Annotated in this window: 14 protein-coding genes; 3 read left to right on the top strand and 11 right to left on the bottom strand. The window is 47.6% G+C overall.

Features of this window, described 5'->3' with window-relative positions; translation table 11 throughout:
* Nucleotides 1-37: 37 nt before the first annotated feature.
* Together INF28_RS07685 and INF28_RS07680 are read right to left on the bottom strand one after the other, a co-directional pair.
* Nucleotides 38-1,204, bottom strand: a complete 1,167-nt coding sequence (locus INF28_RS07685; RefSeq protein WP_226392928.1) for an isocitrate/isopropylmalate family dehydrogenase — start codon at nucleotides 1,202-1,204, stop codon at nucleotides 38-40.
* Between the two features lie 21 nt (nucleotides 1,205-1,225).
* Entirely contained in the window at nucleotides 1,226-3,157 is a 1,932-nt protein-coding gene (locus INF28_RS07680) for an aconitate hydratase (RefSeq protein WP_226392887.1), read from the bottom strand.
* Nucleotides 3,158-3,379: 222 nt separating this feature from the next.
* Between INF28_RS07680 and INF28_RS07675 the strand changes: the two genes are divergently transcribed.
* Complete coding sequence (locus tag INF28_RS07675; RefSeq protein WP_226392886.1) at nucleotides 3,380-3,964, top strand: chromate transporter; 585 nt, start codon at nucleotides 3,380-3,382, stop codon at nucleotides 3,962-3,964.
* Nucleotides 3,961-4,584 (top strand): chromate transporter, encoded by a 624-nt coding sequence (locus INF28_RS07670; RefSeq protein ID WP_226392885.1) that lies wholly within the window; start codon nucleotides 3,961-3,963, stop codon nucleotides 4,582-4,584. The genes INF28_RS07675 and INF28_RS07670 overlap by 4 nt, the downstream gene beginning before the upstream one ends.
* Here the strand turns inward: INF28_RS07670 and INF28_RS07665 are convergent.
* Both INF28_RS07665 and fusA read right to left on the bottom strand, forming a co-directional pair.
* Nucleotides 4,537-5,430: a LysR family transcriptional regulator gene (locus INF28_RS07665; RefSeq protein WP_226392884.1), complete on the bottom strand. Its 894-nt coding sequence runs from the start codon at nucleotides 5,428-5,430 to the stop codon at nucleotides 4,537-4,539. The genes INF28_RS07670 and INF28_RS07665 overlap by 48 nt on opposite strands.
* A gap of 65 nt (nucleotides 5,431-5,495) precedes the next feature.
* Entirely contained in the window at nucleotides 5,496-7,562 is a 2,067-nt protein-coding gene (fusA, locus tag INF28_RS07660) for an elongation factor G (protein WP_226392883.1), read from the bottom strand.
* A gap of 289 nt (nucleotides 7,563-7,851) precedes the next feature.
* Between fusA and INF28_RS07655 the strand changes: the two genes are divergently transcribed.
* Complete coding sequence (locus tag INF28_RS07655) at nucleotides 7,852-8,832, top strand: hypothetical protein (RefSeq protein WP_226392882.1); 981 nt, start codon at nucleotides 7,852-7,854, stop codon at nucleotides 8,830-8,832.
* 174 nt (nucleotides 8,833-9,006) lie between these two features.
* On the opposite strand, the gene INF28_RS07650 is transcribed toward INF28_RS07655, so the two are convergent.
* The 7 genes from INF28_RS07650 to INF28_RS07620 all read right to left on the bottom strand — a co-directional run.
* Nucleotides 9,007-9,780, bottom strand: coding sequence for a M15 family metallopeptidase (locus INF28_RS07650; protein ID WP_226392881.1), 774 nt, complete (start codon nucleotides 9,778-9,780; stop codon nucleotides 9,007-9,009).
* Nucleotides 9,781-11,262 carry an FHA domain-containing protein gene (locus tag INF28_RS07645; protein ID WP_226392880.1) on the bottom strand — a complete coding sequence of 494 codons (1,482 nt, stop codon included), beginning with the start codon at nucleotides 11,260-11,262 and terminating at the stop codon, nucleotides 9,781-9,783. It lies immediately after the preceding gene.
* Nucleotides 11,247-11,825, bottom strand: a complete 579-nt coding sequence (locus INF28_RS07640; RefSeq protein WP_226392879.1) for an FHA domain-containing protein — start codon at nucleotides 11,823-11,825, stop codon at nucleotides 11,247-11,249. The genes INF28_RS07645 and INF28_RS07640 overlap by 16 nt, the downstream gene beginning before the upstream one ends.
* Nucleotides 11,826-11,858: 33 nt before the next feature.
* Nucleotides 11,859-12,578 (bottom strand): PP2C family protein-serine/threonine phosphatase, encoded by a 720-nt coding sequence (locus INF28_RS07635; protein WP_226392878.1) that lies wholly within the window; start codon nucleotides 12,576-12,578, stop codon nucleotides 11,859-11,861.
* A 3-nt stretch (nucleotides 12,579-12,581) separates the two neighbouring features.
* On the bottom strand, nucleotides 12,582-13,718 hold the full coding sequence (locus INF28_RS07630; RefSeq protein ID WP_226392877.1) for a trypsin-like peptidase domain-containing protein: 1,137 nt from the start codon (nucleotides 13,716-13,718) through the stop codon (nucleotides 12,582-12,584).
* A 32-nt stretch (nucleotides 13,719-13,750) separates the two neighbouring features.
* Nucleotides 13,751-14,572: a PP2C family protein-serine/threonine phosphatase gene (locus INF28_RS07625; protein WP_226392876.1), complete on the bottom strand. Its 822-nt coding sequence runs from the start codon at nucleotides 14,570-14,572 to the stop codon at nucleotides 13,751-13,753.
* Nucleotides 14,573-14,598: 26 nt separating this feature from the next.
* Nucleotides 14,599-15,413, bottom strand: an 815-nt coding sequence (locus INF28_RS07620; protein ID WP_226392875.1) for a discoidin domain-containing protein, incomplete at its 5' end; no start/stop codon positions are given.

Genomic DNA, 15,413 nt, shown 5'->3' with positions numbered 1-15,413 from the left:
GCAAGTGTGTTTTTGCACTTGCGGCAGCTCTATTTTTTTATAATGCTTGAATGGTGTCCATTACATAATCTGCAAAGGCTTCGCTAGTGGCGCCGGTATCTCGGCCGGTAATAACCAGCTTCTTTTCCTCATACATACAGATATCAAGAGCACGTTCCAGTTTTTTCGCTTTATCAGCATATCCAATGTGCTCAAGAAGCATCACTGCGGCACGGATAATACTGCATGGATCTGCGTATTTATCCCGGCCTTCCTGCACCATTCTGGGCGCACTGCCGTGAATAGCTTCAAACATGGCATAGCGTTTGCCAATATTCGCACTTCCTGCCGTACCAACGCCGCCCTGGAATTCTGCGGCCTCGTCGGTGAGGATATCACCATAAAGGTTGGGCAGAACCAGCACCTGGAACTGGGTGCGGCGCTTGGGATCTACCAATTTTGCGGTCATGATATCAATATACCAGTCATCCAGCTCAATGCCCGGATAGTCTTTTGCAACCTCCTGGCAGATGCGCAGAAACTTGCCGTCAGTGGTTTTTACAACATTTGCTTTGGTAACAGCGGTAACCCGGGTTTTCCCTGTCTTTTTGGCATATTCAAAAGCGGCTCTGGCAATTCTCTCGCTGCCTTCCTGGGTGGTAACAGTAAAGTCAATCGCCAGATCGTCATTAACGTGTACACCTTTGGAGCCTACCGCATACGCGCCCTCCGTGTTTTCACGGTAGAAGGTCCAGTCAATGCCCTGCTCCGGAACTTTCACAGGACGTACATTTGCAAATAAGTCAAGCTCTTTGCGCATGGCAACATTGGCGCTTTCGATATTAGGCCACGGGTCTCCGGCTCTGGGAGTGGTGGTGGGGCCTTTGAGAATAACGTGGCATTTTTTCAGTTCTTCTACCACATCGTCTGGCAGGGCTTTGCCAACCTCTGCCCGGTGTTCAATGGTACAGCCGTCAATCACTTTAAAAGTGATGCGGCCTTTTGCCACCTCATCAGACAACAGGAATTCCAGGATTCTATGTGCCTGGGCTGTGATGGCAGGGCCGATGCCGTCGCCGCCGACCACACCAATCACAATGTTATCCAGCTTGTCATAATCGAGAAAGTCCTTTTCAGCTTTCATCCGTTCGATGCGGGCAAACTGCTCTGTAAGCAGTTCTCCAAATTTTTCCTGTGCATACTTGATTTGCTCTGCATTGTTCATGGGTATCATTCCTTTCTTTATTTAGGCGTTATTTCTGGTATAGTTCAGCAGGCCGCCGGCAATCAACATATCTTTCTGCCGGTCAGAGAGAGAAACATTGACATCAAAGCGAAAGCCTTTGGTACGGTTGGTAACCGTAACGGTGTCCCCGTCTTTTAACTGCTGGATTAGATTTTCCATAGATAGCTCGTCCATTTGGTCTATTCGGTCATAGTCTTTCTCATCCGCAAAGGTCATGGGCAGGATGCCGGCGTTAACCAGGTTGGCCATGTGGATTCTTGCAAAGGATTTTACAATCACCGCTTTCACACCCAGATACAGGGGCGCAAGGGCGGCATGCTCACGGGAAGAACCTTGTCCGTAATTGGATCCGCCTACGATGATACTTTGCTTGAGCTCCAGCGCGCGGTCATGGAAACTTTCGTCACAGACCGCAAAGCAGTATTCTGAAATTTTGGGAATATTGGAACGCAAAGGAAGGATCTTTGCGCCGGCCGGCATAATATGGTCGGTGGTGATGTTGTCTCCGACTTTCAAGCTGCATTTTGCGCTGATGCTGTCAGGAAGCGCTTCGGATACCGGGAAAGGCTTAATATTGGGTCCTCTGAGTACCTCTACGCTGTCCATCTCTTCCGCGGGAACCGGCGGAACAATCATGTTATCCCGTACGGTAAAGACATCCGGCAGGGCAAATTCGGGCATTTCACCCAAGGTCCTGGGGTCGGTCAGTACACCGGTCAGTGCAGAAGCTGCCGCGGTTTCCGGGGATACCAGATAAATCTGTCCGTCTTTGGTGCCGGAACGTCCCTCAAAGTTCCGGTTAAAGGTTCTAAGGGAGATACCGCCGGAGTTGGGGGATTGTCCCATACCGATACAGGGGCCACAGGCGCTTTCCAAAATTCTTGCACCGGCGTCAATCATCACTGCAAGCGCGCCGTTTTCCGCCAGCATATTCAGTACCTGCTTGGAACCGGGCGCGATGGATAAAGAAACGTCTGGGTGTACGGTCTTGCCTTTCAAAATATGGGCAACCTTGAGCATGTCCAAAAGAGATGAGTTGGTGCAGGAACCGATACAAACCTGATCGATCTTCATGGAGCCAATCTCATCAAGGCTTTTTACATTGTCCGGAGAATGGGGACATGCTGCCAGCGGCACAAGTGCGCTCAGGTCGATGACCAGTTCTTCATCATAAACTGCGTCAGGATCCGCCGCAAGGGGACGGTAATCCTCTTCTCTTTGCTGTGCTTTCAAAAAGGCCCTGGTATTTTCATCCGAAGGGAAGATGGAGGTGGTAGCGCCCAGCTCTGCACCCATATTGGTAATGGTAGCGCGTTCGGGAACAGAAAGGGTCTTTACACCCTCGCCGCAGTATTCAATAATTTTGCCTACGCCGCCTTTGACAGATAGACGGCGCAAAACCTCTAAAATGACATCCTTTGCGGCAACCCAAGGCTGCAGTTTTCCAGTCAGCTCTACTTTCACAATTTTTGGGCAGGTGATATAGTATGTCCCGCCGCCCATAGCCACTGCAACGTCCATACCGCCAGCGCCGATGGCAATCATGCCAATGCCGCCGCCTGTGGGGGTGTGGCTGTCAGAGCCAATCAACGTTTTCCCGGGGATCCCGAACCGCTCCAGGTGTACCTGGTGGCAGATGCCGTTACCGGGACGGGAGAAGTATATGCCGTGTTTTTTGCAGACGCTGCCGATAAATCGATGGTCATCCGCGTTTTCAAATCCGTTTTGCAGCGTGTTATGGTCAATATATGCAACAGAACGCTCTGTCTTCACCCGCGGAACTCCCATGGCCTCAAATTCCAGATAAGCCATGGTTCCGGTCGCATCCTGTGTCAGGGTCTGGTCGATTCGGATTCCGATTTCCTGCCCCGGAATCATTTCGCCGCAGACCAAATGATCTTTTAAAATTTTTTGAGCCAGTGTCATGCCCATTTGCGTCACCCTTTCTATACATTTCCTACAATCCTTATTATTTTATCCTACTGCCGGAAACTTGTCAAGAGCGGGCCGTAATTTTTTCCTGGTGGGTTATGACAACCTTACCATGACAAAAGTGAAAATTTGATAGGCAAATACCTATCAAATTAATAAAATATTTGTGCTTTACAAATCGTTTTGGTTTGCGTATAATAATGCTAAAGAGGAGGGATTGTTATGAAGCAAGAAAAAACCCCTGGCGTTTTGCGGAAGTTGTTTTGGTCTATGTTCGTCTTAAGCGCCTTTACCTTTGGGGGAGGATTTGTAATTGTATCGTTAATGAAAAAGAAATTTGTGGAAGAGCTCAAGTGGCTGGAGGAAGATGAAATGCTGGATGTGACTGCGATTACCCAGTCGTCGCCCGGCCCTCTGCCGGTGAATGCCTCGGTGATCATTGGATACCGGATGCGTGGGGTGGTAGGCTCTCTGGTAGCGATTCTGGGTACTATCCTGCCGCCGATGATCATCATCTTCATTATCTCCATGTGCTATGAGCAGTTCCGCACCAATCCATATATTGCGGTGGCTTTGCAGGTCATGCGGGCAGGCGTTGCGGCCGTTATTTTTGATGTTGTAATCAATCTGGCAAAGAATGTGGTAAAAACGCGGAGTATCTTATATATTGCCATGATGGTCATTGCTTTTATTCTTACTTGTTTCTTTAAGGTCAATGCCATGCTGATTATTTTATCCTGTCTGGGGATAGGGATTCTTGATTTATTGATTGATTTATACAGAAAGAAGGGGGCTGCTGCAAAATGAGTCTATTGATTAAGCTATTTTTTTCCTTTATTCAGGTCGGGCTGTTCAGTGTAGGCGGCGGCTACGCGGCAATTCCGTTGATCCAGGCGCAGGTGGTGGATTTGCATCATCTTATGACTATGGAACAGTTTACCGATCTGATCACCATTGCGGAAATGACGCCTGGCCCAATTTCCATCAATTCCGCCACCTTTGTGGGAACCCAACTAGGTTGGCAGCTGGGTGCGTGGGGCGGTCCGGTGGGAGCAATTCTGTGTACGTTGGGATGCATTATTCCCTCCTTTATTATTTGTCTGACCTTGGCACACTTTTATTATAAATACCGGAGTTTCAGCGGCGTACAGACAGTTTTGTCTGCGCTTCGTCCGGCTGTGGTGGCGCTGATCGGTTCGGCTGGGACTTCTATTTTAATGCTGGGCCTTTTTCAGGCAGATATCCAGTCGTTTCATTGGGCAGATTTCCGGTGGGTAGAATTTATCATGTTTGGTGTTTGCCTGTTCATTTTGCGCCGGTTTAAACCTAGCGCGGTTGCCGTTATCTTGGGCAGCGGCGTAGTGGGAACGCTGATTTATTTAGGTATTGGCGCACTGACCGGACAGGGCATTACAGGCCTGCTGTAGAGCCTCCATGACCGGCGAGATATATTTGTTTTTATGATAGACCAGATGGATGGTGCGTTTAACACAGATATCCTCAAGAGGCAGAATTTTGATCTGACCCCGCTCCAGTTCATTTTGAAGAAGAAGCCGTGATAATATGGCAAGTCCCCTGCCATGTATCACGGCATTTTTGATGGCTTCTGTATTGGTACACTGCCACAGACGAACCATATGGATGCCGTTTTGACGGAGAATTTTTTCAAACTGGTTTCGTTCTGCACTGCCGCTCTCTCGTGAAATCAGTCGCTGATTTTCAAGATCAGAAAGCGTTACTTTTGGCAGTGCGGAAAGAGGATGATTCTTGCCGGCGGCAATGACCAGTTCATCCTCAAACACCGGCAGCTGCATGAGATCTGGACTGGAAATGACACCTTCTACTACAGCGGCATCCAGCTCGTTGGTCAGCAGGAAGGATTCAATGGAGGAGGTATTATCAACAGTAATATACAATTGGGCGCCAGGCAGTGTCTGCTGTATATGGTCGATGATGCCGTCCAACAAGCAGGTGCCGACGGTTACACTGCCGCCCAGGCGTAGAATAGGGGATTGAGAGCGGTGGCGCAGGGCGTGCTCCATCTCTTCGGCAGAACTTAAAATATGCCGCGCGTAAGAGAGCAGCAATTCGCCGGTTTCCGTCAGGTAAATGCGCCGGGACAGGCGTTCAAATAATTTTACGTCATATTCTTCCTCGATTTCCCGTATGGCCTGGCTGACGGTGGATTGCGCGATATAGAGCTTTTCTGCCGCGCGGTGCATATTTTGACATTCAGCGACGGTAAGGAATATTTTTAAATGTCTGAGATTCATTGGGTAAACTCCTTTACAATGATTTACGGCGAACCGGAGTTTCATTTCCGGTCCGCCGTTTGGTTTTATTCATTTTTCGCTTCTGCAATGATCTTATCCATTACATTTTGCGGCGCTTCCTGGTAGCGCTCAAATTCAAATTCAAAGCTGCCCCGTGCCTGGGTCATGCTCCGCAGATCGGAAGCGTAAGAATGCATTTCCGCCATAGGAACTTCCCCTTCGATCATGGTAATGCCGCCGCCTTCGGGAGTCATACCCAGCATTTGGCCCCGCCGCTTGTTAATATCGCCGATAATGTCACCGGTATAATTATCCGGTACATAAACCTTAAGATGGCCAATGGGCTCCAAAATTACAGGGGAAGCCTGTGCCATACCCGCTTTATAGGCAAGGTTGGCAGCAATTTTAAATGCCATTTCCGAAGAGTCTACATCGTGATAAGAACCATCTACCAAGGTGGCTTTTAATCCCACCATGGGATAGCCTGCCAAGATACCATGCTGCATGGATTCCTGCAGCCCTTTTTCTACAGCAGGGAAATAACCTTTGGGTACACTTCCGCCAAATATTTTTTCTTCAAAGACCAGCCCTTCTGCATCGGTAGGTTCAAATTCAATCCAGACATGACCATATTGGCCGTGACCACCAGATTGTTTTTTGTGTTTGCCTTCCACTTTCACCTTTTTGCGAATGGCTTCACGGTAGGGAACCTTCGGAGGCTCAAAAGAAATATCTACGCCAAATTTATTCTTCAGCTTGCTGACAATCACATCAATATGCTGATCTCCCAGTCCGCGTAGAATTTGCTGGCGGGTTTCTTTATTATTTTCCAAAACAAAGGTTTTGTCCTCTTCCATAAGCCGGGTTAGACCCTGAGTAATTTTTTCTTCATCGCCTTTGGACTTGGGAACAACGGCCAAAGACATATTGGGTTTTACAAAATCAATACCTTCCAGCTGAAGCGGATGATTGAGACCGCTTAAGGTGTCACCGGTTCCGGTTTTGGAAAGTTTTGCTACCGCGCCAATATCGCCGGCATTCAGCCGTTCCACTTCAACCTGTTTTTTGCCTTGAACAACATAAATCTTACCAATTTTTTCGTTAATATCCCGGTTCATATTGTAAACCGTAGTATCCGGAGTCATGACGCCGGAATAGACCTTAAAATAAGACAGTCTTCCAACATAAGGGTCAGCAACCGTTTTAAATACCAGCGCGGACAAAGGATCGCTCACATCGATTTTCAGCCGGGAAGAAGACCCGTCTTTTTTTGTGGCCATAACAAATTCGTCTTTGCTGTCCGGAGCGGGGAAATAAGCGTGTACTGCATTCATCAGCGAGGAAATCCCAAGTTTATGATAGGCGCTTCCGCAGAGAACCGGTACAATATCGCCGGCGGCTACGCCGGCACGCAGTGCTTCATACATTTCCGGGAGGGTAAAAGGCTCGCCGCTGAAATATTTATCCATCAGTTCTTCTGAGGTCTCAGCAACTGCTTCGTTAATCATTTCCCTCAGGGGCTCTAGCTCGTCTTCCATACCGGGAGGCATTTCGGCGGTGACAGTGCGGTCACCATCAAATTTTCTGGCCTCCTGTTCCACAATATTAATAAATCCGGTTATTTTCTCGCCTTCGCGCAAAGGAAGCTGGAAAGGGGCAATTTTTTTGCCGTACTTATCTTTCAGCTGCTGCAGAACGCCTTGATAGTTCACCCGTTCGTCATCAACCTTATTAATAAAGAAGATACGGGGTAGACCATATTGCTCACAGTAGTTCCAAGCCTTTTCTGCACCTACAGTAAGACCGGATTTTCCGCTCAGTACGATAATAGCGGCATCAGCTACCCGAACCGCTTCCTGTACTTCACCAGCAAAATCGAAATATCCGGGTGTATCCAGTATATTAAATTTAACGCCGTTCCAGTCGCAGGCCGCAATGGCGGTGCTGATCGAGAACTTACGTTTGATCTCTTCCGGGTCGAAGTCCATTACAGTATTGCCGTCTGTGGTTCTTCCCATACGGTCAATATTTCCGGAGGTAAACAGCATGGCCTCGGCAAGCGAGGTTTTACCGGAATTACCGTGTCCCAACAGACAAAAGTTTTTGATTTTTGATGTGTCATAAAGTTTCAAACGACAGCCCTCCTAAGTGATAAATTGATATGCGGTCCTGTTTTTTCAGGTACATACCGAAAAAATGTTTTATACCCCATTATTGTACTTGATTTTGTCTGATAATTCAACCGAAAAGTATACAATATTATGGGCTAATTTTGGTCGATATGCACAATAATTTGATGATAAAGCCAGGTGCTGTTTACATAATTTTCGAAAAAGCTGTCACAAAACCCTGAAGCGCCCATATGATGATACTGAGACGGCGCGGAAAGCGCGCAGTCAACAAAAAAAGGAGGAAATTTTTATGAGCGAGAGAAATAACAGACGGTGTTGTCAGGGGACATCCGGAAAAGATAACTGCTATGTTTGCTGTCCGCAGAACAATTCCGTAGATACAGGCGCTGCACAGGCAGCTCGGGCGGATGCGCGGGAGGAGTGCACAGATACCAAAACGCGTCGTGCCTGCGTGTTTTCTGAACCGGTATGTATCAACACCAGCCAGATTTATGATTCCTGCCGGGATCGTGATTGCGTAGCAGATCAGCGGGTATATTTGACCCAGGCTGACCAGGAGTTGATTGAAAGAGCGATCAATGTAAAGCTGAAGAAGGCAGAGGTTATTTGGGTATATACCGATGTTGAGCCGCTGTCCTTTAACCGGGGATATTTTTCGGTTGACATGAAATTCTTTGTCTGTGTCACCTTAGAGGTATTCTGTGGTGTATGTAATCCTGTAATTGTACATGGATTAACCACTTATGACAAGAGAGTGATTCTTTACGGTTCTGAGGGAAGTTCCAAGGTATTCAGCTCCAAATGCAGCGATGTAGCTGAAAACTGGAAGAAGACCAATCTGCCTAACGTGGCTGTGGAAGTAGTAGAGCCGGTGGCTTTGAGCGCACGTATCGCGGAAAGCGATTGCTGTGACTGCTGCTGCGACTGCTGCTGTGACTGCGGATCAAACAATGGAAACGGATGCGGCTGTGGATGCTGTCCGTTCCCGGCGGATATCTGTCAGTGCTTCGGCGGTGATTTGGTGGTGGATGATGATGCAAGACAGGTTTTGGTTACTTATGGACTGTTCTTTATTGTTCGGCTGGAACGGGATACGCAGCTTTTGATTGATGCTGTGGATTTCTGTATCCCCACCCAGGAGTGCCCCTCGGCTACAGAGGAAAGCCCCTGTGCCCTGTTCAATGAGATCCGGTTCCCCATTGACCAATTTTTCCCGCCGCAAAAGCCCAGAGAAAATACTTGCTGCAACAATAGCTGTGGCTGCTGCTAATAGATTGCTTGAAAGGGAGAAAATTTTTACACCAATTAAAATGATTGTTTCGTTTTTGATTGCAAAAAGCGAAGCCGACAGCGTACGTCGGCTCCGCTTTTCAAATATACTTTTGTCTTTTATACTTTTGTCTTTTTATCTTTGCCTTGCATTATTATTTAGCAGGTGCATGAATCAAGGCTTTTGAAAATGTTGGTAATCCTTTTCATCACTCCAGTCACCGCCCCATTCCCAGCCATATTCTATGAAAATCTGGTAGACTGGATCCCCTTGATGGATCATGCCCGGCAGATCCTGACTGCGGTCTGCATAAGCGTAAGCATTGGCTGGGCTTACATATCCGCTGGATGGAATGCAATAGGGATTGGTGCGGGGATTAATGTCAATGGCACGGCCGTATGCATGATAAGAAATACGATTGGTGCCGTTGACATTGCGGTAATAAAAGGAAGATGTGTTGTTTTGTCCCATGGATGCCCGATCTAGATTGTCAAAGGTCTCATCAATGTAAGAAACAAAATAATCAATGGGCTCCATTTGTTCAATGGGAAACTGGAGCAAGAACAGCTTTTCAAAAATTTCCAGGATCTCATCAGCTAGTGCTGCGTCTACTACCATATGTCCCTGGGTGACTTCTCCCTGATAATTATAATGAGGAATGGTGAGATAGGCCAGGTCGTCAAAGGTGACAGAAGCGCCTTCGGGCATGGAAACACCCTGCATTATGCTTCGGAGCGATGCGGGAATAGCTGTTTTGGTCCCTTTGGCAGATTGAGTGGGCTGAGGCTTAGGGGGCGGCGTACTGACCGGGGGCGCAGAAGGCTGTGCAGTGGCAGGCGGCGCCGGCACTGTATCAGCAGCAGATTCTTGCTTTTGCCCGCATCCGCTTAACAGCAAACAGAATAGTAGTGCAGAGGACAAAAGTTGTGAGTGTCTTTTACTTTTCATTTATTTCTCCTCAAATCGGATGCGGTATTCCGTGCCGCCCAAAAGAAGAAGATCTCCGTTTTTCAGGCGAGTTTTTCCGGTAATTGTCATGCCGTTTATGATGGTGCCATTGGTAGAGTTCAAATCTTCTATGAACAAAATGCCATTTTCTCGGGTAAGCCGGCAATGCCTGCTGGAAATTTGCGGATCAGAAAGAACCAGACCACAGTCGGCTCCGCGGCCGAGGATCAGTGTATCGGCAATTTGGGATTCCTTTACGTCCGTGCCACCGATTTCATGCAAGGAGAACGCCATACTGCCGGTAGAAAATGTTTTGGGAGTTGGCGCAGAAATGGGAATATTTGCGGATTCGGGCGTATATACTGGCGTTTGAGAAGAGAAAGATGAGGTGGGCAATTCCTTTTTTTTGCGGTTGACCAGCGCAATGACCAGGATAATGGCTGCAAATACCAGTAAAATAGTAATGATAATGGCAATGAGTAAAATAGGTGACATGTTTTTGTGCTCCTTTTCTGTTTCGCCGCCGGCTCCGGAAGCGCTGATCGGCAAACTGGCTAAAGTTTCTGTGGGGTTCTTTAAAGTACAGCTGATGTCGTCGGAGGCTTCCTGGTTTTCCAGGCGAACCGATATTTTAAGATTATGCAGCTGGCCATCGGCTTTGGCGGCAGGATAGGAAAAGTCAATGACGAACGCTTCCTGCAATTCTGCATATGCAGCGTCATAGATGGTATCAATGCCGGTAGATAGGTCGTAGGCGGTTCCGTTGGTTGTTTCGCTCAGCGTATTTAAGAATGCTTTTCCTGCGGTGTTTCCCCTGGGAACCAAAAGGGTATAAAAGGGGATCAAATCTTCTTTTGCATGAATGATGACATCTTCCTGGCTGATTCCGCCGGGATAGTCATTGAGACCATCGGTGAGCAAAAGAACAGCTTTGCGTTTGGGTAAACCGGCATCATTTCTCCCGGCCAAATTAATTGCTTCCTCGATACCACCGTAGAGTTTGGTATTGCCGTCCGAATTGGACAGGCTGTCAAGCACAGTGGAGATCTGCCCCGCATCCTGGGTAAAGTCCTGGACGATTTTAGCCTCGTTTCCAAAGGAAATAATAGCCATTCGGTCTTTTTCATCCATTTTTTCTGCCCAGTGCTTGGTGGCAGCTTTGACTTGGGAAAATTGAGTTCCAGACAAGGAGCCGGAAATATCAATCAGAAAAATATAGGCCATACCCTCTCCGGATTCTGCAAAGGTCTGAATTTCCTTGACCCGAAGATCTTCCGAATCTAAGGAAGCATAAATGCCTGAGCGATCCAAGCCGGAAACAGAAACGCCGTCAGCAGATTTTAAATCAACATAGGTATGCAGTGCGTCGGTGTACAGATAAAATTGACGAATGTTTACACTGCTGATGCCTGCGCCGGTAATACCGATTGGAATGCACAGCAGACTAAATAAAATGTATATACAAATCAGTCGTTTCGCCATTGAAACCACTCCCCGCAAAATGGAATAAACATGAGCTTTGTATTCCCCATTTCAATACAGTCCCCTGGATTTAGCTGTATCGGAGTACAAACCTCATCGCTGTTTAAATAGACAAGACTGTGACTTTCGCCGGGATACAGCATAAAATTATTTTTTCTGGGATTATAGCTGACCACGGCGTGATTGGCTCTGGAGATTCCTGCATCGGATGAAATAGCAACATCCATGTTGGAACTCCGGCCGATGAAGTTCTTTTCGCTTTTGAGCCGAAAATCTTTTCCTTTATCCGGACCATCAATACAGACCAGCCAGCCGACCACTGGGTCAAATCCCAAATGACTGCGCATAATACCCACGGTTTTTCCTTCGTTGGCATGAGCCTGTCCTTTTGCTATGGTTTTTTCAGTCGCCGGTGTCATCGGTGGTGTTTGCGGATGCAGGGAGGGGGCGTCTTTTAAGGGCATGGTTTTTGAAATATCAATCTTTTGGACTCCGCAAAAAGGGCATACGGAGTGTTTGGTATCATCGTAAAAATGTCCATTGTTGCATCGTTTCATTGCCATAATGTTTCACCTCGTATTATATTTTGTATTTTATTAAATCCATATTGTGATTGCGCTGAAATTGTCATGATCCGGAATCCGTTTTCTTTTTTCATTTGCGATCCGAAGCATTTTTGCAAGCCAGCGGGATGCGGTGGATGACTTTTTCAAAGAGGACAGCATCTCTTTTTCAGACAGGAGTTCCCAAAATCCATCACTGCAAAGCAAAAAGGTATCTCCGGGGGTAAGGCTAACTGCCTCTCCAAGGGCAGGTTTGCATTCTTTGCCTGCACCGATGGAACGGATCAGTCGATTTTGATCTGGACTGTGTCGAATATCCTGATATTTGATTTCACCGTTCAAATAGGCAAGATAGGCAACGGAATGATCGGCCGTTACCTGCGTGAGCGTGTTATTGTGAAAATAATAGATTCGGCTGTCGCCGATATGCCCCCAAATGGCGGTGTCCTGCTCTATCAGCAAAACTGCCAGTGTGGTACGCATACCGGAAAAGGCAGTTTCTGAGGCCTTTTGAAGCACTGCCTGATGGGCGGCGGCAAAGCAGTGCGCAAGACAGTCTTTGGTGCAGGACGGCTGGCTATGAAAATGCCGCAGTACTGCAAGTGCGGCAGCTTCCGATGCCAGTTCGCCACCACCGTGGCCTCCCAGACCGTCAGCCACAATAAAACAGCCGGTTTGGTTTTGTGTGTAAATAGCGGCATAGTCTTGATTTTCTGTTCGGCCGCCGATATCGCATATTTTTGCTGCATCCATAGGCTATTCCTCGATTCCCACAGAAAACATGGCGGTTTCATCGCCTAAATAGAATTTCGTCCCAGCCGAAAGTGCCGCAGGAATTTTGGCTTGCAGCGGTGTTCCGTTGGCGAAATAGGTGCCATTTGCGGAAGAAAGATCTGTCAGGATAAAGGTGCGGTTATCCGGCTGATAGCGCAGATTGCAGTGAGAACGGCTCACCTTGGGACTATCCGGAGGAAATACAATTTGGCACAGAGAGGCATCTCTGCCAATATTGACACCTTCTTTTGGCAGATAGAACCGCTGACCAGAGAATTCGCCGGAGATGCCATAAAGCACCGGTTTTGGCTGTTTGTTCTTTTTGATCAGAATGATCACCAAGAAGACAATCGCAGCTGTTGCCAGTATGATGGCCGCAATCAGCAGAATCCACATCAAAGTCATATCCTGTGCTTTTAAATATGGAATACCGTTTTGCTGCAGAACAACAGTGAGGTCCTGTACCCGAATGGCGGCATTGATACCATCGGCGTTCTGTGCACCCCAGGAATTAATGCCGATGACCTCCCCTTTTTGGTTCACAAACGGCCCACCTGAATTTCCGGGATTCAATGCTGCATTGATTTGATAAACATTAACCGGCTGAAGTCCTTCCACATAAGGGACAGTCTGCAGTGCACTAACAATTCCGTTTGTGATGGTAATATCTTCTTTATTACCGGTAATAGTGGCAGACAGTTCTGAAGCGGCAAAGGGGTATCCAAGGGCATAGCCTACCGTACCTTCCTTGACTGTTTTGTCATTCAGAACTGCCGGCTTGACTGCGTGCAGCGGGGTATTCATGCGCAGTACCGCCAGATCGGAGCCGGGTAATTCAAATTGTACGGTGGCTTCAATAAGATTATCTCGAGCGTGGAGAACAGAAATTTTTTGCGCATTTTTAATGACATGATGGTTGGTCACTATGTACTGCACCGGCTGCGCAGTCCCCACCGCAAAGCCGGTCCCGAATTGTGTACCGAACTCGGTTTCTGCCACAATCCGTACCACGCTGTCCCTGACGTCTAAAACTGCCTGGGGTGTCCCGGCCGCAAATGCAACGGCCTGCAAAAGAAGCAATCCTAAAATACAAATGGATGCGCCAACTTTTTTTAACATAACATTCCCTCCGTTTTGTTGGTATATTTTCATCATATTATTTTCATCAGTACTGCGGTAACATTATCCTGTCCCGGTTTTTGTTTTGCAATTGCCGTATCTACCAGAGTCTGCGCAACGTCGTCTTTTTGATTTGTAAGGATATTGATCATTTCTTCTTCGGACAGCGTTTGATACAGACCATCACTGCAAAGCAGGAGCTTGTCCCCCATCCGAAGTGGAAAGGAACGGGCGTTCTGATCGATGTGCGTCAATGCGGGCATACCGAGGTAAGAGGTGAGAGCCTTGCGTTCCGGATGGTTCAGTGCGTCGTCCTTGCTAATAAGACCGGACTGATACAGATCGTCTAATTCGGACGCATATACGTGGTCTTGATTCAGCTGCCGCAGCAAACCTTTTCGGAACAGATAGAGATGGCTGTCTCCCACCGAAATCCAATGCAGATGATTTTCTTTCACGACAGCCCCGATGCAAGTAGCGCCTGCACCGGCATATTGACAGACCATGGTGTTGGCGCATTGCAAAGCTTCAAACAGTGCATCCTGAATTGCGGCACCGTCATTCATTGCCGCTGTATAGCTGTTCAAAAACTCATTTACTGCCGTTACAGCGGCCTCTCTGCCGTTTTCCAGTCCACCCATGCCGTCAGCCATCACAGCGGTACAGCCAAGACAGTCAATTTGTACGGGATCAAAAAGATCCGTATAGGAAAAATAATCCTGCTGTTCCTCACGGCTGCCGATATGCTGGGCGTTGTCTGGCAGTACATAAAGACGCTCTGTCTGTTCCGGCAAAGAAAGGGTATGGACCTCATCTGGTTGATTATCTGAGTAATGGTTTTGTTTGTTGCGCAAGACATCATCTCCTTTCGATTATCATATTAAAATACTTGAATTTCCGAAATACAGCAGTCGCTCCAGCGGGTGCCAGGATAGATGCTGTTAATTGTAATTTTTATAAAGGTGGTCTTTTTGATCCCGCCAAAATCAAGCGTTTGGTAAATATAGTTTTGGTCGTCAAAGACATCTGACAGCGTAAAGTTTTGATAAGTACCGTCTGAAAAACTTACAGTGATATCTTTCGGGCGGCTGTTTGCCGCATAGATCCACATATTATAGTCTGGACTGAATTTGGTGTATCCGTTTAAAATTCGAACCCCTTTTACTTGTTGTTCCGTTTGAGCGGTAAGAAGAATCCATTCGCCTGTTCCTCCGGGGACGTTCCAGGCGGTAGCGGGAGAGTTATCAAGAACCAATTCTGGGTGGTAATTTCTGGAGTTGCCGCTTGATGAGGTTACGTTGGAGGCGCTTACTCCCGTAAATTGGGGTGGAATATACGGCTCTAGCGTTATAGTTGGAGCAGGAGTCGGAGTTACAGTCACTGTGGAAGAGGACAGTGTATTCATACTGTTTTTCGAAGCCGAGGTGCGAAAAAGTGTAACTGCCGTAATAATGCTAATCAACAGCAAAAGGAATGAGCCAACCAGCAGCCCCGCAATCAGGAGAGAGGAGGACGACGGTTTTGCTTTTGAGGGTGAATAGGGTATAGAGCTGGAGGGACTAGTATGGTTTTCCTCGGGAGTCGTTGGAACCCAAGTTGTGCTTTGGCCGTTGAGGGCATTTTGCAGCTGTTCCACAGAGGAAAAGCGATCGGCGGCCCGCACTGCCATGCCAAGGCGAATGGCAGACTGAATGT

Source organism: Ructibacterium gallinarum (assembly GCF_014982785.1).
GTDB classification, from domain to species: Bacteria; Bacillota; Clostridia; order Monoglobales; family Monoglobaceae; genus Ructibacterium; species Ructibacterium gallinarum.
This window is presented reverse-complemented; position numbering and strand designations above follow the sequence as displayed.

What these genes read in the sequence shown, in the direction of transcription:
- INF28_RS07685 (WP_226392928.1), bottom strand. Translation starts at nt 1,204, where the DNA reads ATGAACAATGCAGAGCAAATCAAGTATGCACAGGAAAAATTTGGAGAA.
- INF28_RS07665 (WP_226392884.1), bottom strand. Translation starts at nt 5,430, where the DNA reads ATGAATCTCAGACATTTAAAAATATTCCTTACCGTCGCTGAATGTCAA.
- INF28_RS07670 (WP_226392885.1), top strand. Translation starts at nt 3,961, where the DNA reads ATGAGTCTATTGATTAAGCTATTTTTTTCCTTTATTCAGGTCGGGCTG.
- INF28_RS07640 (WP_226392879.1), bottom strand. Translation starts at nt 11,825, where the DNA reads ATGGCAATGAAACGATGCAACAATGGACATTTTTACGATGATACCAAA.
- INF28_RS07680 (WP_226392887.1), bottom strand. Translation starts at nt 3,157, where the DNA reads ATGGGCATGACACTGGCTCAAAAAATTTTAAAAGATCATTTGGTCTGC.
- INF28_RS07675 (WP_226392886.1), top strand. Translation starts at nt 3,380, where the DNA reads ATGAAGCAAGAAAAAACCCCTGGCGTTTTGCGGAAGTTGTTTTGGTCT.
- INF28_RS07650 (WP_226392881.1), bottom strand. Translation starts at nt 9,780, where the DNA reads ATGAAAAGTAAAAGACACTCACAACTTTTGTCCTCTGCACTACTATTC.
- INF28_RS07635 (WP_226392878.1), bottom strand. Translation starts at nt 12,578, where the DNA reads ATGGATGCAGCAAAAATATGCGATATCGGCGGCCGAACAGAAAATCAA.
- INF28_RS07630 (WP_226392877.1), bottom strand. Translation starts at nt 13,718, where the DNA reads ATGTTAAAAAAAGTTGGCGCATCCATTTGTATTTTAGGATTGCTTCTT.
- INF28_RS07655 (WP_226392882.1), top strand. Translation starts at nt 7,852, where the DNA reads ATGAGCGAGAGAAATAACAGACGGTGTTGTCAGGGGACATCCGGAAAA.
- INF28_RS07645 (WP_226392880.1), bottom strand. Translation starts at nt 11,262, where the DNA reads ATGGCGAAACGACTGATTTGTATATACATTTTATTTAGTCTGCTGTGC.